Source organism: Rhodococcus sp. JS3073, assembly GCF_026810085.1.
GTDB lineage: Bacteria > Actinomycetota > Actinomycetes > Mycobacteriales > Mycobacteriaceae > Rhodococcus_F > Rhodococcus_F wratislaviensis.
In genome coordinates this window covers 7,605,186-7,629,645 of sequence record NZ_CP113951.1, presented here as the reverse complement: position 1 = coordinate 7,629,645, position 24,460 = coordinate 7,605,186, and the positions used below count along the sequence as shown (strand labels likewise).

The window sequence follows — 24,460 nt, the reverse complement described above, 5'->3', positions numbered from 1 at the left end:
TCACCTAGTTGATATGGAGGAGTTTCCAAGCTCGGATTCTTTGCTTGTAAGATATTCCAATGGACCTCTCGGAGGAGTTGTCGAGGCACGGCGACGCGACACCTGTGCCGATCGCGCTGTCGGCCTGGACCGACCTCGTGCAAGAAGATCTACTGCACGCGAATCCGACGGCAGAGAACCTCCGCCGCCCCGTCGCCGACGTGCAGCTCTACGACGCACTCGACGATCAGGCGAACGTCAGGAACGCAGTCGTCCTTGCGATGGGGGTGTCGTGCGGATCGGTGGGATTCGAGCGAGTACTCGTCCACGCCGCCGACGGCGAGGCCGCCGCCGTGATCGTCAAAGCACGAGGAACGCCCATCGAGGAGCTGCGGGCCGCGTCCAGCCGTCACGACGTTCCGGTGCTCGTCGTCGGAGACGACGCGGATTGGACACGGCTGATTGCGATGGCACGAACAGCGGTCGCGGGCGCTGCGGTCGATTCGGTATCGGGCGTGCGTTTGGGCGATCTGTTCGCCTTCGCCAACGCCGTTGCCTCGATAGCCAATGGGGCCGCCAGCATCGTCGACCCTTCGGGCCGCATCCTTGGATACTCCACAGTGCCGGGCCAGCCGATCGACGACCTTCGGCGAGAGACGACTCTGACCCTGCAGGAGCGGACGCCCCCGGCCCTCGACGCCGATTTCAAGGTCGTCTACGCCTCCACCGACGCACTGTTCGTGCAGTCGCCGAGCGGGATACGGGACCGGCTGGCACTGGCGGTCCGGGCGGGCGGGGAACTGCTCGGATCGATCTGGATCATCGATCCCGGAGGTGAACGCCGCCAACCGGCTCTCGATGCGCTCGACAGGCTGGCGCCACTGGCCGGTCTCCACATGCTTCACGCCCGGTCCGCTTCCGACTTCACCGAGCGCCGCAACGCCGACCTGATGCGGACGTTGATGGACGATCCGGCACAGGCCCCGTTCGCTGCCGCCCAACTCGGACTCGAGTTCACCGATGGATTCGCCATTGCGGCCTTCGCTCTCACCCACCCGAACACCGGCAGCCTCGACGCCATGCGTGAGCAGCATCGGCTACTTCAACTCGTGACCGTCACGTGCAACGTCCAGTTCCGCAGTGCGTACAGTGCCCTGATCGACTCGGTCGTGTATGCGTTGCTGCCCTGTGCAGGTGAGTCTCCCCGTGCAGCCCACCGTCGGGTGATTCGTGACATCGGCTCCTATGCGACGACGATCAGCGCGCATCCCGTTGTCGCCGCAGTGGGCGGTATCGCCGAGCAGATCGGCGAGCTACCCCGATCCCGGACCGAGGCGGTGCGGACATTGCAGTACCTGATGCACCAACAGTCGGTCACGAGAGAGAATCCGACTCTGCACCCCCCGGCAGCGGCAGTGTTCGAAGACTATTGGACCGAGCTCAACCTGCTGGAGATCGGCACGTACATAGCCGAGAAGCATCTCGGCAGGTTCGACGTCATCGATGCGATCCGGGCATATGACGCCGCCCATCACACCGACTTCCTGATCACTTTGCGTGCCTACTTCGATTCGAACGCGAGCGTGTCCACAGCGGCCGACCGAATGCATGTCCACGGCAATACCATTCGGTACCGGATCACCCGCGTCGCCGAGGAGTTCGGTATCGACTTCGACAATCCGACCACGCGTCTATGGCTGTGGCTCCGACTCGTTTCTGCAGATCTCAGGTGAGGGGGCGCATCCGGGGTGGGTCCGCTCCCCCGCGCTGTACCCGCTCTGGGACGTGACCGTTTCGGCCTGCACCCCGGGCGCCGGGAACGCGAGAATCGTCAGCGCCATGGCGCCGATGACGAGGCCGGCGAGACAGGCCGCGCCACCTACACTCGCGCGAATCGCGTGAAGTGGTTGAAATCTTCGGCCTCTGCGTTGACTCACCATGACGATCTCCGTGTGCTCTTCACCGTGCCGCGCGCCGGCGACGTGGAAGCCAGCATGGCCGCTACTCGTCGTGACCACATCGGCCGAAGTACGCGTGCGCATACCTGCTTTCCGATCACCCTGCTCATCCGACAATGGCTCGCTGACGAAACCGGACGGTCAGTACCGCGGCCGCGACTGCAGCCGCCGGAACGACGCGGCCCGTTCTGCGACAGCGCGGCCTCCCAATAGGCGGCTGACAGGCCCCTGCCGCGACCCGCATGTTGCGTGCCACATCAAACGACGATGAGGCCGGTCGAGCAAAGGTGATTCTGGGGCGTCGGCCACGCCAGATCGTCCGGTCATGCTGGTTCACCGAAAAGTTGACTGTCCATCGTTGAGAAACTCACTGCCATCGAGAAATCTACTGTTATCAATCGGATTGAGCGGTCATCGGTAAAATCGAAAGACAGGTTCTGCCACGCACACGGGCTTGTCCACCGCGGTGCAATGCACTATTGCTCGGACAACGATCTGGATGCCGCCGGCGATGTCTTCGACGGTAATCAGCTCCGCGCTCAGTCGGACCTTGGATCCGACAGGAACTGGTGCCGGAAACCTGACCTTGTTCAGACCGTAGTTCACTGCCATCGACGCCTGCCCAACGGTGAGGACCTGCAGGAACATGGCACTGAGTAACGACAGCGTGAGGTAACCGTGGGCGATGGGCCCGCCGTAGGGGCTTTCGGTATTCGCGCGCTCGACGTCCACGTGGATCCATTGATGGTCGTCGGTGGCGTCGGCGAAGGTATTCACCCGGTCCTGGGTGATGTCGAACCACTCACTGCATTGGAGTTGGTGTCCGAGAAGGCCGTGGAGGCCGTCGACGTCCTCGACTGTGGTGGGCATGATTACCTGCTCTCGGAGAGTGAAGAGATCGGCGGATGGCAACGGGGTCGACGGAACGATCAGGTGATGGTGACGCCGCCGTCGACCGCGAGAGTCTGTCCGGTGACGTAACCCGCGGCATCCGAAGCCAGCCAGACGAGGGTCGCGGCAAGTTCCGCCGGCTCACCCGTCCGCCCGAGAACCATCCGGGACGCCAGACCGTCGAGGTAGCCGTCGTGATACTGGTCGGTCATCTCGGAGGCGAAGAAGCCCGGGGCGATCGCGTTGACGCGAATTCCCTTGCGTGCACCCCATTGTTGGGCGAGGTCCCGGGTCAGACCGACGATGCCGGCCTTGCTGGCACTGTATGCGGCCTGGGGCAGGCCGGCGGTGGTGAGTCCGAGGATGCTGGCAATGTTGACGATGGAGCTGCCCGGTTGCATCACCCTGCCACACGCCTGGGCGGCCCAGTACGAGCCGGCCAGGTTGATGTCGATGACCGACCGGAACTGATCGGGGGTCTCGCGGGTGGCCGGGAAGGCGGTCGCGATTCCGGCGTTGTTGACGAGAACATCGACGCGGCCGAACTCCGCCATCGCCGCGTCGACCATCGCCGTGCATTGATCCGGGTCGGCGATGTCCGTTGCCACAGCGAGAGCGCGGCGTCCGCTGGCCCGAACCATCGCGGCCGTGTCATGCAGCTTGTCGACGCGCCTGGCCGCGAGCACGACGTCCGCGCCGGCCTCGGCGAAGGCCTTGGCGAACGCGACGCCGAGGCCGGACGACGCGCCGGTGACGATGGCGACGCGGCCGTCGAGACGGAATTTGTCGAGCACACTCATGCGCAATGTCTCCTGGGGTTCAGAACCAGCTGGGGTTCATGTCGAGGGTGGTCCGGTCCAGGCTTGCCAGCAGGTCGAGTTGCGGTGTGACCTTGGGCAGCTCATGGCGGTAGAAGTAGCGGGCGGCGTGGCGCTTGCCGTCGTAGAAGTCGCCTTCTTTGCCGTCGGCTGCGGTGAGCTGCTCGAGCCACATCCACGCGATCACCGTGTGCCCGACCGCCTCCAGGTACACCGACGAGTTCGCCAACGACGTCGTCGCGTCGCCCGCAGACCACAGTGTCGCGGTGACCTCGACGGTCCGATTCCACACGGCATCGAGTTCGGCCGCGTAGCGGGCGGTGTCGCCGCCGATCACACGGCCGCGTTCGATGGTCGCGGTGACCTTCGATCCGAGCAGTGAGAGTCCGGCACCGTCTTGCATGGTGACCTTGCGACCCAACAGGTCCAGTCCTTGAACGCCGTGCGTGCCTTCGTGGATCGGATTCAACCGGTTGTCGCGGTAGTACTGTTCGACGTCGTAGTCGCGGGTGTAGCCGTACCCGCCGTGGACCTGGATGGCGAGGCTGTTGGCTTCGAGGCACCATTGCGACGGCCAGCTCTTCGCGATCGGGGTGAGGACGTCGAGGAGCAATGTTGCTTCCTCGGCCGTCGCCGTGTCCTCGGCGGTGTCCTGCTCGTCGACCAGGCGTGAGCAGTAGAGGCCGAGCGCGAGAGCGCCTTCGACGTAGGACTTCTGCGCCAGCAGCATGCGGCGGACATCGGCGTGTTCGATGATCGGAACCGGCTGCGAGGACGGGTCCTTGGCGCCGAGGGGGCGGCCCTGGGTTCGCACCTTCGCGTACTCGAGCGACTTCTGGTAGCCGACGTAGCCGAGGGAGATCGCGAGGAAACCGACACCGATCCGGGCCTCGTTCATCATGTGGAACATATACGACAGGCCCCGGTGTTCCCGCCCCACGAGGAACCCGATAGCGCCGGATTGCCCTGCTGGGGAATGTGTTCCGTCACCGAATGCGAGCAGGGTGTTGGTGGTGCCCCGGTTGCCCATCTTGTGGTTGAGGCCCATCAGCGTGACGTCGTTGCGCTCGCCGACCGCGCCGTCGGCGCCGGGAAGGAACTTCGGGACGATGAACAACGAAATGCCCTTGACCCCGGGACCGCCGCCCGGGATTTTCGCCAGCACCAGGTGCACGATGTTCTCGGTGAGCTCGTGGTCGCCTCCCGAGATCCACATCTTGGTTCCGGTGATCCGGTAGCTGCCGTCGTCCTGCGGCACCGCCCGGGTGGTGATGTCCGCCAGCGACGACCCTGCCTGGGGTTCCGACAGGCACATCGTGCCGAACCAGCGGCCCTCGAGCATCGGACGGACGTAGTCGTCGATCTGCTGTTCGGTGCCGTAGGTCGCGATCAGGTTGGCGTTGGCGGCGGTCAGGAACGGGTAGGCGGCGGTGCCGGCGTTGGCGGCCTGGAACCAGGCCATCGCCGCCCGCGCCACCGTGGTGGGCAGTTGCATGCCCCCGACGCTCTCGTCGAAAGATCCGGCGATCAGGCCCGAGGCCGCGTAGGCGTCGAGCGCCGTCTTGACCTCGTCGATCATGTCGACGGTGCCGTCCGGTCGCATGGTCGGCTCGTTCGCGTCGGTCTTCTTGTTGTGCGTGGCGAAGTGCTTGTGCGCGATGTCCGCACTGAGGTCGAGGACGGCGTCGAAGGTGTCCTTCGAGTGTTCGGCGAAGCGTTTGCGGGAGGTCAGCGAGACGACGTCGAGCCATTCGTAGAGCAGGAAGTCGATGTCGCGCCGGGAGAGTACGTCGGTCATGGATTCATCCGTTCAGGAAGTGGCGTCAGATGGAGACACCGCCGTCGACCGGAAGGACGACGCCAGTGATGTAGCCGGCTTCCTCGGAAGCGAGGAAGCAGATGGCGTCGGCCATCTCGGACGGGTCGGCGAACCGCGAAATGGGGCCGGTGAGCTCGGCGATCTTCTCCTCAGGAATCGAGGCCGTCATCCGCGTGGCGGCATTCGGGGAGATCGCGTTGACGGTGACACCGAACGCGGCCAGTTCTTTCGCCGCGGTCTTGGTGAATCCGATGATCCCGGCCTTGGCGGTGGCGTAGTTGGCCTGGCCCCGGTTGCCGTGCAGTCCGGTGTAGGAGGTGATGTTGACGACCCGGCCGAATTCCTGCTTCCGGAAGTGCGGCACGCAGGCCCGGGTGAAGCGGAACGTCCCGCCGGCGTGGACATTCAGGACCTGGTCCCAGTCGTCGTCGGTCAGCTTCCACAGCACCTTGTCCCGCAGGATGCCGGCGTTGTTGACCAGGACATCGATCCGCCCGGTTTCGGCGATCACGGTGGAGATGACCTTCTCGACGTCGTTGGTGCTGCTGACGTCGGCGGGGATGCCGACCGCGCCGACCTCACGGGCGGACTTGTCGAGTTCGTCCTTGTCGAAGTCCACCATGAACACGGTCGCGTTGGCGTCGGCGAAGTGGCGTGCGAGTGCCTGGCCGATGCCGCGGGCGGCGCCGGTGACGATGACCGATTTGCCGGTGAAATCGTAGGTGATGTTGCCCATCGAGGTTTCCTGTCTTTGTTGTCAGTTGAGGCGTTCGAGGACCATGGCCATGCCCTGTCCGCCTCCGACGCACATGGTTTCGAGGCCGAACTGCTTGTCGTGGGTGGTCAGGTTGTTGAGCAGGGTGGCGGTGATGCGGGCACCGGTCATGCCGAATGGGTGGCCGAGGGCGATGGCACCGCCGGAGACGTTGAGCTTGTCCTCGTCGATGCCCAACTCCCGCGCCGACCCGATCACCTGCACCGCGAACGCCTCGTTGATCTCGACGAGGTCGATGTCGGAGATGCCCAGTCCCGCGATCGCCAGGGCACGCTTGGACGCCTCGATCGGGCCCAGCCCCATGATCTCCGGCGACAAACCGGACACCCCGGTGGACACGATCCGGGCCAGCGGGGTCAGCCCCAGCTCCGTGGCCTTGGTGTCGGACATGATCACCAGGGCGGCGGCGCCGTCGTTGAGCGGGCACGCGTTGCCGGCGGTGACGGTCCCGTCCGGACGGAACACCGGCCTCAGCTGGCTGACGGCCTCGTAGGTGGTGCCGGCGCGGGGGCCGTCGTCCTTCGCCACGACGGTGCCGTCGGGCAGGGTCACCGGGGTGATCTCCCGCTCGAAGAAACCGTTGTCGATGGCCTCCTCGGCGCGGTTCTGCGAGCGCACCGCCCACCGGTCCTGCTCCTCGCGGGTGATGCCGGTGATCTGCGCGACGTTCTCCGCGGTCTGGCCCATCGCGATGTAGGTGTCGGGGACCAGCCCCTCCTGCCGCGGGTCGACCCACCCCCGGCCGCCCTGGGCGAGCTTCTCGGTGCGGGTCTGCGCATCGGCGTACAGCGGATTCTGGGTGTCGGGCAGCGAGTCGGAGTTGCCCGCGGTGAACCGGGAGACGGTCTCGACGCCGGCGGAGATGAAGACGTCGCCCTCACCGGCCTTGATCGCGTGCAGAGCCATGCGGGTGGTCTGCAGCGACGACGAACAGTACCGGGTGATGGTGGTGCCGGGGATGAAGTCGTAGCCGAGCTGGACCGCGACGTTGCGGCCCATGTTGAAGCCCTGCTCGCCGCCGGGCAGGCCGCAGCCCAGGATGAGGTCGTTGATGTCGGTGGGGTCGAGCGCGGGCACCTTGTCGAGTGCCGCCTGGACCATCTGCGCGGCGAGGTCGTCGGGGCGCATGCCCTTGAGCGATCCCTTCATGGCGCGACCGATCGGGGAACGGGCGATGGAGACGATGACGGCCTCGGGCATGAGTAACTCCTACCGATTGACGTGGTGGACGGCAGTCGGTGCGGACCTGCAGCCCCTCAGTTCTAAGCATGTGCTTATTTTCTATGCGCTCGCATATACTGGCGGCGTCGATAGATACCTGTCAACCCCTACCGATTGAGAGGCAGTGCGGTGAGTGCATCAGCGCCTGATGTCGCCAGCGAGGTGGGTACATCCAAGGCCGCCGCGCGTATACGAGCAGCGGCCATCGAGGTCTTCGCCGCCAAGGGATACGGGGCGACCACCACTCGGGAAATCGCCGCGAGTCTGGACCTCAGTCCCGGAGCCGTGTACCCGCACTACAAGACCAAAGAATCGCTGCTCTTCGCGATCAGCCTGGAAGGGCACGATTCGGCGCTTTCAGCGATCACAAAAGCCGATCAACCCACCGCACTGCCGGTCGACAGGCTCACTTCCACCGTCGCCGCCTATGTGGAGTGGCACGCACGCAACCATTCCCTTGCGCGGGTAGTGCAACACGAGCTGCGATCGCTCTCACCCGAACACTTCCAAGCAATCGCGGCGATCCGACGATCGACGTCGAAAGTCTTCACGCGCATCATCGAATCAGGCGATGCGTGTGGCGATTTCCGAACGATCGACACCGAAGCCGCCACCCTCGCCATCACCTCACTCGGCGTCGACGTAAGCCGATGGTTCCCCTCGAACACGCACTCCGACCCAGCGATTCTCGCTCAGCGGTATGTGGAGCTGTCCTTGCGGATGGTGGGTGCGCAAGGCGTGTGATGCACGGGGAATTACGGAGGCCACCCAATCCTCCCCCGCCCAATCCAGACCCAAGGTCCGTCGGGAGCCCCAGAACTGAGACACTCCACCTGCCCGCAGGAGATCTAACGTCGAGCCAACGATTTGGATCAGTCACCTGAGGAGCAGAAGTGGACAGCGAGTTGAAATTCCCAGCGACGGCGAGACATTCACCCCCGGTAGCCATGAGTCGCAGTTGACCCAGCCAGATGCCCTCGCAGCCGCATTGGTCGAGGCTGCAACCGGGTAGTCACAAACTAGGCGGCCTGCGAATCGCCCTTTCTCGGGCGTGTGCAGATCCGCCGGTGCGGACACTTGCGGTGAGGCAGTCCACTCCCCCGTCAGCGCGGCCTCACCGGCGGCTCATGAGAGTCGAGTCGGAACTCTGCGAAATGAGCGCCGGTTGGGCACCCGCGCCAACGATGCGTAGGTGTGATTGGTGGCCCGCAGGCCGCTCTAGCGGGCCACGGATTTCAGGGACGCCGGGCGGCTGGACTCGTGGGTGTGGAACAGGAAGCGCGACATGGCGGGGGTCATGGTGGCGTCCTTGCGTCGGATGAACAGGGTTTCCGCGCGCGCGTCGGCCGGCGCGAGGTGATGTACCTTCAAGGCCGCCGCCAACGGCGACGTGGTCACCACACCCAGTGGCAGCAGGGTCACGCCCATCCCCGCGGCCGCACATCCGAGGATGCCCTCGAGAGTTCCGAACTCGAGGACCGCCGGGCTCGGCACTCCGTGCTGTTCGAAGAGCCGCTCCAGGCGGGCCCGGTAGGCGCAGCCGGCCCGGAGGACGAGAACTTTGTGCCGCCCGCCGTCGGCCGGTATCGAGTCCAGGTCCGCCATGCGAACGCCGCTCACCAGCACGAGCTGCTCGACGAAGACCTGCTCGGAGACCAGGTCCGGATGCCGCACCGGGCCGCAGACGAAAGCACCGTCGAGTCGATGCTCGATCACCTGGGTGGTCAGCGCGTCGGTGGTGTCGGTCGCCAAGGTGAAGTCGACTCGGGGGCACTCCTCGCTGAAGGAGGCCAGCACACCGGGGAGCCGCAATCCCGCGGTGGTCTCCATGGAGCCGATCGCCAGTCGTCCAGCCGGATCGCGGTCGTCGCTGACGACCTGCGTCACTTCCCGCACGAGCTGAGTGATTTGTTCGGCGTACGGCAGCAGACGTTCGCCGGAGTTCGTCAGGGTCACCCCACGGGCATGACGGCGGAACAGTGCCACTCCGAGTTCGTCTTCGAGCGCGCGGATCCGTGAGCTGATGTTCGACTGAACCGTCAGAAGTTCCTTCGATGCCCGAGAAATTCCGCCGGCTCGGGCCACGGCCAGGAAGAAGTTCAGATCGCCGATGTCCATGGGAATTACCGTGTTTCACTCCACAGGTCCCGAACGATCTCCCCTGCGGGGGCCGAACGAGCACTGCGATAGCCGGTGCCGGCCCACAGGGCGAGGCCGTGCGGGTCGCCGCTGGCGGCGGCTGCGGCTCGCAGCCCACTGGTCAGCAGGTGTACCTGCGGATATGCCGCCACCGCATACGCATCGAAGTCGGTGATGAAGTCATTGACCAGGCCACGCGCGGGACGACCGGAGAACGCGCGAGTGACGACGGTGTCGGTGAATCGGGCGTCGTGCAACGCGGCCCGGTGTGCGGGTTTGGTCCCGGCCTCGTCGGCGTCGAGCAGAGCGGTACCGATCTGGACGGCGGTGGCACCGGCCGCGAGTGTCGTCGCAACATCTGTTCCGGTCGCTATCCCGCCCGCCGCGATGAGGGGAAGGTCGACTGCCGAGCGAGCCGCCTCGACCAATTCCCTCGTCGAACGTGGGTCCGGCTCGGCGTCGGGGTCGAGCGTCGCTCGGTGCCCGCCCGCGTCGACTCCTTGTAGGCATATCGCGTCGACGCCCAACCGAGCGGCCGAGACCGCCTCGTCGACATCGGACACCGTGGCCACCACGGCGCTGCCGGCGTCGTGTAACCGATCGACGACCTCCCGCGGCGGAAGGCCGAAGGTGAACGACACCACGGGAACGGCACGCTCGACCGCGAGGTCGACCTTGGCGTCGAATGCGTCGTCGTCGAAGTCGACGATCTCGGGCAGCACCACCTGCCGGCGTTCGGCGAGCGGCTGCAGCCGCTCCCGGTAGGCCTCCACCGCTGCGCGATCGGCCAGGGGGCGGCCGGGGACGAAAAGATTGAGTCCGAACGGTGCGCTCGTCAGCGCGCGGACCGCGTCGACCTCCCGTCGAACCGCGTCGACTGTCTTGTACCCGGCCGCAAGGAAGCCGAGGCCACCGGCGGACGAGACCGCGGCGACGAGCTCGGGCGTGCTCGGCCCTCCTGCCATGGGCGCCCCGATGATGGGCGTTCGGAGGCCGTCGTCGAGATCGAACACCGGGATCCTTTCGGTCGATGTGTGCGTGGTCTTTCCGTTCCTCATCGTGCACCGCCGCTTTGCGGAGCGGAAATGCCTATTCGGCTGGATCTATGCTTGGGAGTTATGTCCATCGAACTGCGGCATCTGCGGGCGGCCGTTGCCGTCGCCGAGGCAGGCTCGTTCACCGCTGCGGCGAACGAGCTCCACATCACCCAGCCGGCGCTGACTCGAACGGTGCAGCAGCTCGAGACCTCGCTCGGCGTTCGATTGTTCGACCGGACCTCGCGGGCACTCGCCCTCACCGAGGACGGTGCCGGATTCGTCGAGAAGGTGCGCGTCATTCTCGGCGATCTCGATTCCGCGGTTGCGCTGTACACCAACCGATCCCTCGTCCTCGGCTTCAGTTGGCTCCTCCCCGATCCGTGGGCGCAGCAGGTGATCGACGACGTCGAGAAGAACTCCCGCGCCACCGTCGTTCCGCGTCGCTACGACGACCCCGTCGCCGCGCTGAACAACGCCACCGTGGACGCCGCCGTCGTCCGCCGGGATGTTCCCGGCGACGAGTTCGTGCAGCACCCGTTGTTCGAGGAGCAGCGGATTGCGGCGGTCTCGACCGCGTCGCCTCTCGCGACCCGCGATTCGATCGACTGGGCCGAGTTCGGAACGCTTCCTCTGGTCATCAATACCCTCAGCGGCACCACATCCGAAGATCTGTGGCCGAACCACGACGGTCCGGTGGTGACGTGCTCGAACTTCGACGAGTGGCTCGAGTTGATCGCCGCCGATCGCGGTGTCGGCACGGTTCCCGAAGTTGCCCGGAGGCGGGTAACCCATCGGAATGTCCAGTTCATCCCGTTGGTCGGTGCGCCGCCCGCGATCGTGAGGTTCGTGTACCGCCGCAACCGGGTGACACCGCTGCTGCGGGTGCTGCGGGACGCCGCGATCCGGCACTCTCCGCCACCCGGCGGTGCCACCGCCGGTCACCACGGCTGACCGTCGTCGTCGTTGTGCAGGCGGAGCCGGGTGATCTCCCGCTCCAGTTCTGCATTGCGGGATCGCAGCAGTTCGATCTCTTCCTGTAGACCCTTGCGGGCCAACGTGAGCGATTCCTGCATCCGCGCCTCGCCGTACTTCGGGGGGATGTTCTTCGTGCAGTTCCGGTCGAGGGCCTCGACGTGGACGACGAACGCACGATCGCATCCGGCCGTACCGACCCCGTCCGGTGTCGTGAGAAGCCGTGCGATGAGATCCGGATCGTCGGCACGCTCGACGACCTCGGCTCGTCCGTAGACCTTGACTCTGGTGCGGGTGGGGTAGTCGATGAAGAAGAGGGCCACTCGGTCGTTCTCGTCGAGGTTGCCGACCGTGACGAACTGCTGATTCCCCGAATAGTCCGCCAGCGCAATCGTCGTCGGGTTCGGGACGTGCACGAAGCCGGGCGGGCCGCCGCGGTGCTGGATATAGGGCCACCCGGAGGGCGTCACAGTCGCGATGAAGAACGAATCGGTGGCTCGGATCAGTGCAGTGACGCGGGTGTCCAGTTCGTCGGGCAGGCCCGGGTCGCCTTCCTGCGCCCGCATGCGCCCGTACCAGTTGATGCTCCCCGTCGCCTTCTGCCGCTCGGCCACCGGAGCAGTGAACGCGATCGCGCCGTACCGGGTCGGGTGTCTCATGACGAGCACTCGGAATCGATGTGCTTCCACGCCCGCCGGACTATCGGGCTGTCCACTCCACGCCGCAACGTCAGCACGAACACCACTGCCGTGACCGTGGTTACCGCGATGGGGTAGATCAGCCCGGCGAGGACGTTCCCGGTCGCGGAGTTGAGCGAGAGCGCCACCAGAGGAGTGAAGCCACCGAACACGCCGGTCCCGATGTGGTACGCCAGCGACAGTCCCGTGTAGCGGATCTGTGGCGGGAACAGTTCGGACAGGAATGCCGCAGTGGGCCCGTAGACCATGGTGACGAAGATGACCTGAATCGTCAGAGGCACGACCATCTGGATGTGGTGGCCGTGGACCGCGGCATCCCGGATCCACAGGAACAGCGGGAGGTAGCCGACCGCCGAAAGCACCAAGCCGCACAGAATGATCCGAGTCCGTCCATACCTGTCGGACATCTTGCCGAAGATGACGAAGAACGGTGTCGCGATGACCAGGGCGATTCCGACGGAGACGTTCGCGGTGAGGAAGTCGATCTTCAAGATCGTCTGCAGGAAGTAGAGCGTGTAGAACTGGCTGGTGTACCAGGCAACTCCCAGCCCGGCCGTGACTCCGAAGAGCACGACGAGCAGCAATGCGAGGGCCGGCCCGTGCGCGACCGCATCCTTGATCGGTGAGCGCGAGAGTTTTCCGCTCCGCCGCATCTCCTCGAACACCGGTGATTCGTGCATCTTCATGCGGATCTTCAGTGAGAACAGCACCAGGACCGCGGACAGAAGGAACGGAATCCGCCAGCCCCACGAATTGAATGCCTGCTCGCCCAACCCGACCCGGCAGAGCACGATGACGCCGATCGACAGGAGCAGACCACCGGTCGCGGTGGTCTGGAGAACACTGGTGAGGGCTCCGCGTTTCTTCGCCGGCGAATTCTCCGCGATGTAGACGACTGCGCCCCCGTACTCTCCGCCGATCGCGAGACCCTGCAGCAGCCGCAACGTCACCAGCAGTATCGGCGCCAGAATCCCGATGTGGTCATAGGTGGGCATCAGTCCGAGCATCGTGGTGGCGCCGCCCATGATGAGCAACGTCGTCATGAACGTCTTCTTACGTCCGACGCGATCTCCCATTCTGCCGAACACCATGGCACCGATGGGGCGTACGACGAAGCCCGTGCCGAAGGCGGCAATCGTGACGAGAAGTGCTGCGGTTCCGTTTCCTTCGGGAAAGAACATCCCGGAGAACACGACCGCGAGGCTCCCGTAGATGTAGAAGTCGTACCATTCGATCAACGTTCCGACGCTCGACGCGGTGATGATCTTGCGAAGACTGCTCTTCGCGACACCGCTCGCGAGAGCAGGTGGTGACACGGACTGGCTGGTCATGAGGAATCCTTCTGGGACGCGCGGGGTGAGGGTTTGCGAGGTCGCACCGATACGGCGCTAGGAGCCGATCGCCGCCAGGTGGTGCGAAGTGCGGCCCAGGATGGCGGCGGCGGAGCCGACCATGTCATCGATGATCGACGCGACGGTGTCGACACGATCGATCTGCCCGACGACCTCACCGACGATCAGATTCGCGACGTCGTAGTCCTCGGCCTTCACCGCTGCCCGGAATTGCTCCTGCTTCTCCTGAAGCACGCCCCGGAGGCCGGACTCGTCGCCGTGCCATCGGCGAATGAAGTCGTTGTGCAGGACTCGGCCCGTGTACCTACTCGGCCAGGGCTTCTCACGCACGATGTCGAAGGCGCTTTGCCTGATCGTGTCGTCCCCACTCGCCCGTAGCGCACGGTGCTGGGCGGCACGGGAAATCGCCGCCTCCTCGGCCGCCCAGAACCTGGTCCCGACGAGGGCACCGTCCGCTCCCAGCGCAAGGGCGGCCGCCAGGCCTCGGCCGTCACCGATTCCACCGGCCGCCAACAGCATCACATCCGGCGCCTCCCGCTGGAGAAGGTCGGCGATCTCCGGTACCAGGGTGAACGTCGATCGGGTTCCTGTTCCGTGGCCGCCTGCTTCTCCTCCTTGTGCAGCGATGACGCTCGCACCTACCGCCACCGCGCGGCGCGCTTGCTCGAGATCGTGCACCTGGCAGATCAGCGGGATTCCCGCCGCACGAATCGCAGGCGCATGCGGTGCCGGGTCGCTGAACGAGAGGAAGAGGGCCGCCGGCCGGTAGCCGATCGCCTTCTCGAGGAGCTGCGGTTGCTGCGCCACGGACCAGGTGATGAAGCCACAGCCGACCGCGTCGGTCGTCACGCGGTCGAACTGATCGCGCAACCAGGACTCGTCGCCGTACCCGCCGCCGATCAATCCCAGCCCACCTGCCTCGGCCACCGCAGAAGCCAATCGCCCATCGGAGACGTAATCCATCGGGGCAAGGACGATGGGATGCTCGATTCCGAATTTCTCGGTGAAACGGTTCTGCAAGCTCACGCTGGACTCCTCCACGAAATCTCCGACGTGTCGCAGTGGTTCCCACGTGCTGCACGTCACACCGGATGGCTATGCGACAACGCTAGAACCGGGCGGAACAGTGGTCCAACAGTTTGTACCGATACCTGCGTTCTCCGGAACAGAACGCTCGCGCGCGCCGCGCAGGACACGTGAAATTGACTGTCCCGCAAAGAACCTGCGCGATCTTGTTCGTTAGCCGTGCAACGGCGAACACGACCATCGATTCTCATGGTCGTTCCCCTCCTTTCCCCGATCCTGCCGTCGCCCATATCGTGTCGGCGAGAAACGCGGACTCGTCGTGAATCCTCTTCCCAAGCCGCCGCTCACCGACGGGGTGTGTCACTGCTCGATCCGGTCGCCGAGTCCGGCGGCGAGATGGTCGACGAGTGCGCGGATACGACGGGGCACGTGCGACGTGGCGGAGTACAGCGCATTGATGTCGGCGGCGGGGGTGGGGAAGTCCGACAACACCTGGACGAGCGCCCCTTCACGAAGAAGCGGAGCGACATGCCACATCGAGCGCATGATCACACCGTGCCCTTCCACGCACCAGCGGGTTGTGACGTCCCCGTCGTTGCACAACAGGTTCCCGGCCACCCGGATGGCGATCTCGTCGTTGGCCTCCCCGAACCGCCACAATGCGTAGTCGCCTTCGTTCTCTCGCAGCACGATGCAGTTGTGGTGTTCGAGGTCCTTGGGCTGTGTGGGAGTTCCGTGCCGTTCGAGATACTCCGGGGAGGCACACACCACTCGGCGGTTCCGGCTCAGGCGTTTGGCGGTCAACCTCGAATCCTGCAACGAGCCGACTCGGATGCCGATGTCGAAGGTGGTCCCAGCAATGTTGAGCGGGAGCGGCGAGAGATCGAGTTCGATCTGCACCCGCGGATGTTCGTCGAGAAACTGACCGACCAGCGGGGCTATGTGCGCCCGGCCCAACCCCAAGGTGGCATGCACCCGCACCCGGCCGACGAGTTCGGCATGCTGCTCGGAGATCGATTCCTCGAGCTCCGTCAACTCCGCCGCGATGCCCGCGGCCCCCGCCGCATAACGCTCCCCCTCAGGGGTGAGGGTGAGGCGGCGCGTCGTGCGCTGGATCAACCGCACGTTCAGCCGTTTCTCGATCCGACTCAGTCGTTTGCTCACCGACGAGACCGACACGCCGAACTCGCGGGCCGCTTCGGTCAAGCTCGACGACCGCGCAACCACGTCGAAGAACAGGACGTCTTCCGCTGATGCATCACTGGACATGGTCCCATTCTTTCCTATTTGGAAAAACTGTCTTGCTCATTTGCGGCTTTCCAGGCCGATTGTTGCCTTATAGGCTGTGATCAGTCCCACAGTCGATGGCATCGCGTAGTCCGGTCACTCCGTCTTCCGCGAATTACGCCGCAAGCCAGACATTCTCACCCCAGCAAGGAGCACACGCATCATGGGCGCAACGCATCGGATTGCAGTCATTCCCGGCGACGGAATCGGCACGGAGGTCGTCCCCGAGGGGCTGCGGATCCTCGAGGCCGCGGCGTCGGCATTCGACTTCCAACTCGACTACGAGCAGTTCGACTACGCCAGCGCCGACTACTACACCAAGACGGGCACGATGTTGCCCGACGGCTGGTTCGACCAGCTCAATCGTTTCGATTCGATCTTCTTCGGCGCGGTCGGCTGGCCGGACGTGGTCCCCGACCACATCAGCCTGTGGGGAAGCCTGCTGCAGTTCCGCCGCCACTTCGACCAGTACGTGAGCCTGCGCCCGGTCAAACTTCTCCCCGGCATCACCAGCCCGCTCGCCGGCCGCGAACCCGGTGACGTCGACTTCTACGTCGTGCGGGAGAACACCGAGGGCGAATACTCGAGCATCGGCGGCAAGATCTTCGAGGGCACCGACCGCGAAACCGTCATCCAGGAAACGGTGATGACGCGAACCGGTGTCGACCGAATCCTGAAGTACGCCTTCGATCTCGCCCAGTCCCGGCCGAAGAAGCATCTGACCTCGGCGACGAAGAGCAACGGCATCTCGATCTCGATGCCGTACTGGGATCAGCGCGTCGAAGCGATGGCCCAGAACTTCGCCGATGTCGCGGTGGACAAGTACCACATCGACATCCTCACCGCGAACTTCGTTCTGCACCCGGACTGGTTCGACGTCGTCGTCGCCAGCAACCTGTTCGGTGACATCCTGTCCGATCTCGGCCCGGCCTGCACCGGCACCATCGGCGTGGCCCCGAGCGGAAACATCAACCCGGAGCGCAAGTTCCCGAGTCTGTTCGAGCCGGTCCACGGGTCGGCCCCCGACATCGCGGGCAAGGGCATCGCCAACCCGATCGGGCAGATCTGGAGCGCGAGCATGATGCTCGAACACCTCGGCGAGACCGAGGCCGCCGCCGCCGTCATGACCGCAGTCGAGGACGTCCTCGCAGTCGGCGGCGACACGCTCACCCCTGACATGGGCGGCACGGCCACCACCAAGACTCTCGGCGAGGCAGTGCGCCGCCAGTTCGAAACCAACACCAGCATGGCGTTGGTGCGATCCTAGAGAAATCAGCACCTCCTGCCGGGTGTCGACCCGGCCGATCGGTCACCGGTCGGCACCCGGCCCACCGAATTCTTCGTCGTGGAGGACCTCACCTCCTCCCGGCTCGTCGCCGATATCCGGCGGTTCGCGCATTGATGCGCAGCTTCATCGAGCGTGACGCCTCCGCTCCTTCCACTTGCGGCTAGCGAGGCCGCCACACCCCCCCCGAACGGGAATCCCATGAGCATCGAGACTCGACCACGCCTTGCTTCATCCTTCCGCCGTCCCCGTCTCGACGGCGTGCCACTGATCATTCCCATCGCCCTGACCGCCATCGTGATGGTCGCAGGCCTTTTCAACTCCATTCCCAAGAACATGATCGGCGGCCTCGCGGTCATCGTCGGATTGGGAATGCTGCTCGGACCGTTGGGAAATCGGCTCCCGATCATCTCCAAGATCGGCGGTGGCGCCCTCGTCTGCCTGATGACCCCGTCCATCCTGGTCTACTTCGGGGTCTTCAACGACAACACCCTCGACGCCGTGCACTCGCTGATGAAGGAAGCGAACTTCCTCTACTTCGTCATCTGCACCCTGGTGGTCGGCAGCATCCTGGGCATGAGCCGCAAGGTCATGATCGGCGGCCTGGTCAAGATCTTCCCGCCGCTGTTCATCGGCACCGTCGTCGCCGTCTCCGTCGGCATCGGCGTTGCCATGCTCTTCGGCTACGACTTCCACCGCGCATTGTTCTTCATCGTCGTCCCCATCCTCGGCGGCGGAATCGGCGAGGGAGTCATCCCGCTCTCGGCGGCATACGCCTCGGCGATGGGCGGCGAATCGTCCACCTACATCTCGCAGCTCATCCCCGCCGCGATCATCGGCAACATCGTCGCCATTATCAGCGCCGGCGTCCTGCGCCGGATCGGCGACCGCAAACCCCACCTCGACGGCGGCGGGCAGCTGGTCAAGACCGGCGACACCGACGACCTGCTCGCCCCGTCCGACGACTCCGCCGATCGGGAGACGAGCACCTCACCCAACTACGCCATGGGTGTGCTGACGATCTGCAGCCTGTTCGTCCTGGGCACCATGCTCGAACATTTCGTCCACCTGCCGGCACCGGTGCTCGTCATCCTCATCTCGGTGATCTGCAAGCTGTTCAACGTCTTCCCGCAGAGCGTCGAGGACAGCGCCCGCGGCGTCTACAAGATCATCTCCGGATACTTCATCTATCCCGTCATGATCGGTCTCGGCATGCTCTACGTGCCGCTGGCCAATGTCATCGATGTCGTCTCCATCGGATACGTGATCACCTGCACCGCCGTGGTGCTCTCGATGGTGCTGGTCGGGTTCTATGTCGGCAAGGCGATCGGCATGTACCCGGTCGACGCGTCTTTGGTGACCGTCTGCCACAGCGGCCTCGGCGGCACCGGCGACGTCGCGATCCTGTCGGCGTCCAACCGCATGAACCTCATGCCCTTCGCGCAGATTTCCACCCGACTCGGCGGTGTCACCACCGTCATCTCCGCCGCCTCTCTCATCCGGATCCTCGGCTGACTCCCGAGGTCCTCGGTCCACTACCAGCAGGAAAGAAGACAGCCGTGAGGGTTCTGGTTGCTCCCGACAAGTTCAAGGGAAGCCTGTCCGCGTCGCAGGTCGCCGACCGTCTCGCCGAGGGACTGGCGGAGGCGGGCGTCGACAGCGACCGACTTCCGCTCGCCGACGGCGGCGACGGCAGCATCGACGCCGCCTTGGCCGCCGGCTTCACGCCGCACCCGGTGACCGTGGCCGGGGCAACAGGAACCCCGCACTACGGCCGGATCGCCGTCCACGACGGCACAGTCGTGGTCGAGGTCGCCGACACCTGCGGCCTGGCCACTCTCCCGGGCGGCCGCCGCGCTCCGCTCGACGCATCCAGCCTCGGGATGGGGCAAGCCATCGGTCAGGCACTGCGCCACCACCCCACCCGGCTGGTGCTGGCCCTGGGCGGGTCCGCCAGCACCGACGGTGGGATGGGCATGCTCGCCGCGCTGGGATTCACCTTCGCCGACGCCGACGGCCGTCAGCTGCGGGCCTGCGGGCGGACCCTGCACCAGGTCCACACGGTCGACGCCTCCCGAACGGTGAACCTGTCCGGCATCGAGATCGTGATCGCCGGAGACGTTACCAACCCGCTGACCGGACCGCACGGTGCCGCCGCCGTCTACGGTCTGCAGAAGGGCGCCACCGAAGCCGACCTGCAGTTCCTCGACGCCGGCCTGCGCACCCTCGTGGAGGCGTTCACCCGCAGCGGCTACCCGCACGCACGGTGTCTGGCGGATGCGGCCGGGGCCGGTGCCGCCGGTGGCCTCGGCTTCGCCGCCCTGCTGCTCGGGGCCCGGATGGTCTCCGGCGCCGAGTTCTTCCTCGAACTGCTCGACTTCGACGGACACCTCCCCAGCACCGACCTGGTGATCACCGGCGAGGGCAGCATCGACGAGCAGACCGAACACGGCAAACTTCTCACCGCCCTGGCCCGCCGCGCCCACCCGGTCCCGGTGATCGCCGTCACCGGCCGCAACACGCTCTCCCGGAACCGTTGGGCACCGGCTGGTTTCGAGTACATCCATGCCCTCGGCGACTACACCGACCGCAACACCGCCGCGGACCCGGAGCTGACCGGCAAAATCCTCACCCGCATCGGCAGGCGAATCGGCCGCTCCACCACTGCCGTCGCCGCACCTACCGCCGGATGAGCGACGCCGTGGACGCCCCGCGGTATCAGCCTGCCCTCATCCCGTCCGCTGTCGCCGTTCCACCGGTCGGGTCGACCCACTGACGCCATCGAAGTGGCCCACCGCCGCTCGTACCCCCACTGTGCACAACGAAGGATCCTTGTGACTCTCACCGACATCCACTCGTCACTCGCTGCCGAGGTCGACTCGGCTTCACTGCTGTCTCCGCGCAGAGCGAAGATCGTCTGCACGCTCGGCCCTGCCACCGCCACCGACGAACGCACCCACGCCCTCGTCGAAACCGGGATGGACATCGCCCGCCTGAATTTCAGCCACGGCGACCACACCGACCACGAGGCCAACTACCGACGCGTCCGCGCCGCGGCCGGCAGCACCGGCCGGGCCGTGGGAATCCTCGCGGACCTGCAGGGACCGAAGATCCGCCTCGGCCGCTTCGCCGACGGCGCGGCGGTGTGGGCGGCCGGGGAACAGGTCCGGATCACCGTCGAGGAGTGCGAGGGCACCCACGACCGGGTCTCGACCACCTACCGCCAGCTCGCCGAGGACGCGCGGCCCGGTGACCGCCTCCTGGTCGACGACGGCAAGATCGCGCTGACCGTCATCGACGTCGACGGCAACGACGTGGTGTGCCGGGTGACCGACGGCGGCCCGATCAGCAACAACAAGGGCGTGTGTCTGCCCGGGATGAACGTCTCCGTTCCCGCCCTGTCCGACAAGGACATCGACGACCTCGAATTCGCCCTGCGCCTCGGGGTGGACCTGATCGCCCTGTCGTTCGTGCGCGCCCCCACCGACATCGACCGCGTCCACGAGGTGATGGACCGGATCGGCCGGCGGGTGCCGGTGATCGCGAAGATCGAAAAACCCGAGGCCGTCGACGACATCGAGGCGATCGTGCGCGCCTTCGACGCGGTCATGGTCGCGCGCGGCGACCTCGGGGTCGAGGTCCCCCTCGAGCGGGTGCCGTTGATGCAGAAGCGGATCGTGCAGATCGCACGGGAGAACGCCCGACCGGTGATCGTGGCGACGCAGATGCTCGAGTCGATGATCGACAATTCCCGGCCCACCCGGGCGGAGGCGTCGGACGTGGCCAACGCGGTCCTCGACGGCGCGGACGCGGTGATGCTCTCCGGGGAAACCTCCGTCGGCGCCCACCCGATCGAGACGGTCGCGACAATGGCGCGGATCCTCTCCGCCGTCGAACACGAATCCACCACCGTTCCCGCCCTGACACACATCCCGCGAACCCACGGCGGCGTGATCTCGTTCGCCGCCCGCGACATCGGCGAACGGCTGAACGCCACCGCGCTCGTGGCGTTCACCCAGTCCGGGGACACCGTGCGACGTCTCGCCCGGCTCCACACCCCGCTACCACTGCTGGCGTTCACCCCGGTACCCCAGGTGCAACACGAACTCGCCCTCACCTGGGGCACCGAAACCTTCCTCGTCGACCCGGTCGAATCGACCGACGAAATGATCCGCCAGGTCGACACCGCCCTCCTCCGACTGGGCCGCTACCGGCGCGGCGACCTCGTCGTCATCGTCGCCGGCTCACCCCCGCACACCATCGGATCCACCAACCTCATCCACGTCCACCGGATCGGCGAAGACGACCTCATGAACTGACACGACCGTGCTATCCGTCACATTCCGTTCCCAGGCCCGCACACCCGACGCGGTGACGCCTCACGCCACATGCGCGTCGCGCAGATTCGCTGCCTCCTCCAGGAGGTCGGGGTCAGCGGTCCGTTCGTGGACCACGCCGAGTTCGGCGAGGATCGCGGCCCGGACCTGTTCGAGGGTGACGTCCGGGTTCAGGTCCGTCAGGGACGCCGCCGTGCCGGGGTCGAACTCCAGCTCGAGGGCGGCATTGACATCGGTGAGCACCGCCCGCACGGGGTCGGGATCGGACACCACCAGTTCGAAACCGAAAAGCCACGCCCCGGCGACTATTCGCTGCGCGGTTCCTGCCAGCTTGACGCGGCCTGCGCCGTTCACCGTCCAATCACCGGGGCAATACTCACCAGGCACCGGTCCGATGCGAGCATCGACACCGAGCTTCCTCAGCACCGCGACGAGCCTCGGGGTGATGCGCTGGAAGCGCGGGCGGGCCCCGACCATGCCCTCGGCGTCCCGGGAGATCATCTCCACGACGAGGCTCTGCTCGTGGTAGGCCGCCGCCCGACCTCCGGCGCCGCGGACGACGGGGGTGAATCCGTGTTGCCGCGCCACCGCGGTGGCGGCCGGAAACTGCGCTCGAACAGCGTCCAGCCGCCCGAACGACAGCGTTCGCGCGGGACTGTAGATGCGCACCAGCGCAGGGGCATTCGGCTCTCGCGCGGTGCGACGCAGAAGTGCCGTGGCGAGCGCCGCGTCCATCACGGGATCGTCCGGAAAGTGCGTGGTCAGCAACTGCCTGATCGTCATACCGTTCCCGTCACTCCGTTCCGCAACACACTGCCACGACGTCATTGCCGCAACCGGCACGTCACTACAGTGTCGCCGAGCGGGACGACACGAGCACCCGCTTCGCCGCGCAGCTGCGCGCGACCCCCGGCGCGGGCGGAATGGCCGGGCCGGGAGTCGCGTCGCCCCGCCCGGCAGAACGGACCGCGGGAAATGGTGCTGCCGTGTGCGGATTTACGCCCCTACGGCGGTTCGCGCAACCTCCTCGATACCTGCGGCGTCGAGCTTGTAGTGCCGGTACAGGTGGGTCGGCGGTCCGATCAGCGCGTATTCGTCCTTCACACCGTGTCGGACGACACGTGTGCCGTACCCGTGCTCGGCGACGACCTCCGCGACCGCACCCCCGAGACCACCGATGACATTGTGTTCCTCCACGGTCAGGACGATGCGGGACCGCTGTGCGGCGCGGGCGACGGCTTCGGTGTCGAGGGGCTTGATGGTGTGCATGTCGACGACACCCGTGGAGATGCCACCGGCGTTCAGTGCTCGCGCCGCCGCGAGCGCGGGATGCACCATCGACCCCGTGGCGATGATTGTCAGGTCGGTGCCGGCGCCGTGTTCGATGGCGGTGCCGATGGTGAAGGGCTGAGTGCCGTCGGCGTAGACGTCCGGGTCCTGACCACGGCCGATCCGGAAATAGATCGGTGCGGGATGATCGACGGCGGCACGGAGCGCGGACCCGAGCTGAGCGGTGTCGGCGGGGGCGATGACCGTGAGCCCGGGGATGCTGCGGGTGATGGCGAGGTCCTCGGTGGCGTGGTGCGAGGTGCCGTAGAAGCCGAGCGTGATGCCGGCGTGATGGCCGATGAGCCGGACCGGCTGCTTGGTGTACGCGATGTCGGTGCGGATCTGCTCGCAGGCCAGGTAGGCCATGAACGACGCGAAGGTGGCGACGTACGGCTGGAGCCCCGTGGTGGCGAGTCCCGCTGCGGTGGAGACCATGTGCTGTTCGGAGATGCCGAACTGAACGTATCGGTCGGGGTGACGCTCCTGGAATGCGACCAGACCGTTCGAATACTTGAGATCGGCGGTTCCGGCGACGATGGGATGCCCCTCGTCGACCAGATCGGCCAATGTGTCGGCGAGTATGTGGAAGCCGGGGGCCCGCTCGATCAGGGTAAGCAGGTGCCAGGACTCGGCCTGCAGGCCGGGTGCGACGCTCATCGGTTGTTCCTCAGTTCTTCGATCGCGTTGATTTCGTCTTGTTCTGCCAGCCAGCCGAGATGCCAGCCGAATTCGGATTCCATGTAGGAGATGCCCTTGCCCTTGACGGTGTTCGCGATGATCACGGCCGGGCGTGTTCGTTCGGGGTCCTCGACGATCGCGCGGAAGGTCGCGAGCAGTGCGCGGACGTCGTGTCCGTCGACCTCGTGCGCGTCCCATCCGAAGGCGCGCCATTTGTCGCCGAGCGGCTCGATGTTGGTCACGGTGTCGATGCGGCCGTCGAGGGAGTGGTCGTTGCGGTCGACGATCGCGATCAGGTTCGAGACGTCGTGGTGGGCCGCACTGAGCGCGGCTTCCCAGATCTGACCTTCGTGCAGTTCGCCGTCGCCGAGGAGGACGAAGACGTTGGAGGGGCGGCCCTGCAGGCGGGTGCCGAGAGCGATTCCGGTGCCGGTCGACAGGGCGTGCCCGAGCGATCCGCTGCTGAAATCGATGCCGGGGATCCGGGTCATGTCGGGGTGGTCGCCGAAGGCGTTGCCGAGGCGGGTGTACTCGTCGAGCTCGGCCGGGTCGAAGAACCCCCAATCCGCCAGGAGCGGATAGAGCGTCGCCGCGGCGTGGCCCTTGCCGAACAGGAAGCGGTCTCGGTCGGGCCAATCCGGCTCACCCTTCCGAAGCCGCATGACGCCGTAGTACAGGGTCGCGAGGATCTCGGCACAGGAGAAGCCGGAGGCGTAATGGCCGGTCTTGGCGATGGAGATGAGGCGGACCGTTTCGAGGCGTGCGAACAGCGCGCGTTCGGAGATCAGGTCGACGAGGTCGTCGTCGTGGTCGGTGACCGGTGGGGTTGGTGTCAGCATGGACGAAAAGTACCAACTGT

General features: G+C 65.9%; 21 protein-coding genes. 7 read left to right on the top strand and 14 right to left on the bottom strand.

Going from position 1 to position 24,460, the window contains the following annotated elements; all coding sequences use genetic code 11:
* The first annotated feature begins 59 nt into the window (after nucleotides 1-59).
* Nucleotides 60-1,712: a PucR family transcriptional regulator gene (locus OYT95_RS34870; RefSeq protein WP_268790196.1), complete on the top strand. Its 1,653-nt coding sequence runs from the start codon at nucleotides 60-62 to the stop codon at nucleotides 1,710-1,712.
* A gap of 636 nt (nucleotides 1,713-2,348) precedes the next feature.
* Here OYT95_RS34870 and OYT95_RS34865 read toward each other — a convergent pair.
* Genes OYT95_RS34865 through OYT95_RS34845 form a run of 5 tightly spaced genes read right to left on the bottom strand, consistent with a single transcriptional unit; the run spans nucleotide 2,349 to nucleotide 7,440 of the window.
* Nucleotides 2,349-2,807, bottom strand: coding sequence for a MaoC family dehydratase (locus OYT95_RS34865; RefSeq protein WP_268790195.1), 459 nt, complete (start codon nucleotides 2,805-2,807; stop codon nucleotides 2,349-2,351).
* 59 nt (nucleotides 2,808-2,866) lie between these two features.
* Nucleotides 2,867-3,628, bottom strand: a complete 762-nt coding sequence (locus OYT95_RS34860; RefSeq protein WP_268790194.1) for an SDR family NAD(P)-dependent oxidoreductase — start codon at nucleotides 3,626-3,628, stop codon at nucleotides 2,867-2,869.
* Nucleotides 3,629-3,647: 19 nt separating this feature from the next.
* Nucleotides 3,648-5,444, bottom strand: coding sequence for an acyl-CoA dehydrogenase (locus OYT95_RS34855; RefSeq protein WP_268790193.1), 1,797 nt, complete (start codon nucleotides 5,442-5,444; stop codon nucleotides 3,648-3,650).
* Between the two features lie 25 nt (nucleotides 5,445-5,469).
* Entirely contained in the window at nucleotides 5,470-6,201 is a 732-nt protein-coding gene (locus OYT95_RS34850) for an SDR family oxidoreductase (protein WP_268790192.1), read from the bottom strand.
* A 21-nt stretch (nucleotides 6,202-6,222) separates the two neighbouring features.
* A complete protein-coding gene (locus tag OYT95_RS34845; RefSeq protein ID WP_268790191.1) occupies nucleotides 6,223-7,440 on the bottom strand; it encodes an acetyl-CoA C-acetyltransferase in 1,218 nt (405 codons plus the stop codon).
* Between the two features lie 135 nt (nucleotides 7,441-7,575).
* Between OYT95_RS34845 and OYT95_RS34840 the strand changes: the two genes are divergently transcribed.
* On the top strand, nucleotides 7,576-8,205 hold the full coding sequence (locus OYT95_RS34840; RefSeq protein WP_268790190.1) for a TetR/AcrR family transcriptional regulator: 630 nt from the start codon (nucleotides 7,576-7,578) through the stop codon (nucleotides 8,203-8,205).
* 474 nt (nucleotides 8,206-8,679) lie between these two features.
* Here the strand turns inward: OYT95_RS34840 and OYT95_RS34835 are convergent, their stop codons facing one another.
* Complete coding sequence (locus OYT95_RS34835) at nucleotides 8,680-9,579, bottom strand: LysR family transcriptional regulator (protein ID WP_268790189.1); 900 nt, start codon at nucleotides 9,577-9,579, stop codon at nucleotides 8,680-8,682.
* A gap of 5 nt (nucleotides 9,580-9,584) precedes the next feature.
* Nucleotides 9,585-10,613: a nitronate monooxygenase gene (locus tag OYT95_RS34830; RefSeq protein WP_268790188.1), complete on the bottom strand. Its 1,029-nt coding sequence runs from the start codon at nucleotides 10,611-10,613 to the stop codon at nucleotides 9,585-9,587.
* 105 nt (nucleotides 10,614-10,718) lie between these two features.
* Between OYT95_RS34830 and OYT95_RS34825 the strand changes: the two genes are divergently transcribed.
* Nucleotides 10,719-11,588, top strand: a complete 870-nt coding sequence (locus OYT95_RS34825; RefSeq protein ID WP_268790187.1) for a LysR family transcriptional regulator — start codon at nucleotides 10,719-10,721, stop codon at nucleotides 11,586-11,588.
* Here OYT95_RS34825 and OYT95_RS34820 read toward each other — a convergent pair.
* From OYT95_RS34820 to OYT95_RS34805, 4 genes are all read right to left on the bottom strand, one after another.
* A complete protein-coding gene (locus OYT95_RS34820; protein ID WP_268790186.1) occupies nucleotides 11,576-12,268 on the bottom strand; it encodes a pyridoxamine 5'-phosphate oxidase family protein in 693 nt (230 codons plus the stop codon). The two genes, OYT95_RS34825 and OYT95_RS34820, sit on opposite strands and share 13 nt — an antisense overlap.
* Nucleotides 12,265-13,638, bottom strand: coding sequence for an MFS transporter (locus OYT95_RS34815; RefSeq protein ID WP_268790185.1), 1,374 nt, complete (start codon nucleotides 13,636-13,638; stop codon nucleotides 12,265-12,267). The genes OYT95_RS34820 and OYT95_RS34815 overlap by 4 nt, the downstream gene beginning before the upstream one ends.
* 57 nt (nucleotides 13,639-13,695) lie before the next feature.
* Nucleotides 13,696-14,685: an NAD(P)H-dependent flavin oxidoreductase gene (locus OYT95_RS34810; RefSeq protein ID WP_268790184.1), complete on the bottom strand. Its 990-nt coding sequence runs from the start codon at nucleotides 14,683-14,685 to the stop codon at nucleotides 13,696-13,698.
* Between the two features lie 360 nt (nucleotides 14,686-15,045).
* Nucleotides 15,046-15,954, bottom strand: a complete 909-nt coding sequence (locus OYT95_RS34805; RefSeq protein ID WP_037229570.1) for a LysR family transcriptional regulator — start codon at nucleotides 15,952-15,954, stop codon at nucleotides 15,046-15,048.
* Between the two features lie 181 nt (nucleotides 15,955-16,135).
* Here OYT95_RS34805 and OYT95_RS34800 point away from each other — a divergent pair, with 181 nt between their 5' ends.
* From OYT95_RS34800 to pyk, 4 genes are all read left to right on the top strand, one after another.
* Nucleotides 16,136-17,239: a tartrate dehydrogenase gene (locus tag OYT95_RS34800; RefSeq protein ID WP_112298580.1), complete on the top strand. Its 1,104-nt coding sequence runs from the start codon at nucleotides 16,136-16,138 to the stop codon at nucleotides 17,237-17,239.
* A 219-nt stretch (nucleotides 17,240-17,458) separates the two neighbouring features.
* Nucleotides 17,459-18,772, top strand: a complete 1,314-nt coding sequence (locus OYT95_RS34795) for a 2-hydroxycarboxylate transporter family protein (RefSeq protein WP_112298581.1) — start codon at nucleotides 17,459-17,461, stop codon at nucleotides 18,770-18,772.
* A 44-nt stretch (nucleotides 18,773-18,816) separates the two neighbouring features.
* Nucleotides 18,817-19,950, top strand: a complete 1,134-nt coding sequence (locus OYT95_RS34790; RefSeq protein WP_268790183.1) for a glycerate kinase — start codon at nucleotides 18,817-18,819, stop codon at nucleotides 19,948-19,950.
* 156 nt (nucleotides 19,951-20,106) lie between these two features.
* Complete coding sequence (gene pyk / locus OYT95_RS34785; RefSeq protein WP_268792300.1) at nucleotides 20,107-21,576, top strand: pyruvate kinase; 1,470 nt, start codon at nucleotides 20,107-20,109, stop codon at nucleotides 21,574-21,576.
* 60 nt (nucleotides 21,577-21,636) lie between these two features.
* Here pyk and OYT95_RS34780 read toward each other — a convergent pair whose 3' ends face one another.
* The 3 genes from OYT95_RS34780 to OYT95_RS34770 all read right to left on the bottom strand — a co-directional run bounded on the left by OYT95_RS34780 (nucleotide 21,637) and on the right by OYT95_RS34770 (nucleotide 24,440).
* A complete protein-coding gene (locus tag OYT95_RS34780) occupies nucleotides 21,637-22,377 on the bottom strand; it encodes a lipoate--protein ligase family protein (protein ID WP_112298584.1) in 741 nt (246 codons plus the stop codon).
* Nucleotides 22,378-22,590: 213 nt separating this feature from the next.
* On the bottom strand, nucleotides 22,591-23,580 hold the full coding sequence (locus OYT95_RS34775; protein ID WP_268790182.1) for a transketolase family protein: 990 nt from the start codon (nucleotides 23,578-23,580) through the stop codon (nucleotides 22,591-22,593).
* Nucleotides 23,577-24,440: a transketolase gene (locus OYT95_RS34770; RefSeq protein WP_052032992.1), complete on the bottom strand. Its 864-nt coding sequence runs from the start codon at nucleotides 24,438-24,440 to the stop codon at nucleotides 23,577-23,579. Before OYT95_RS34770 ends, OYT95_RS34775 begins: the two co-directional genes overlap by 4 nt.
* Between the last annotated feature and the right edge of the window lie 20 nt (nucleotides 24,441-24,460).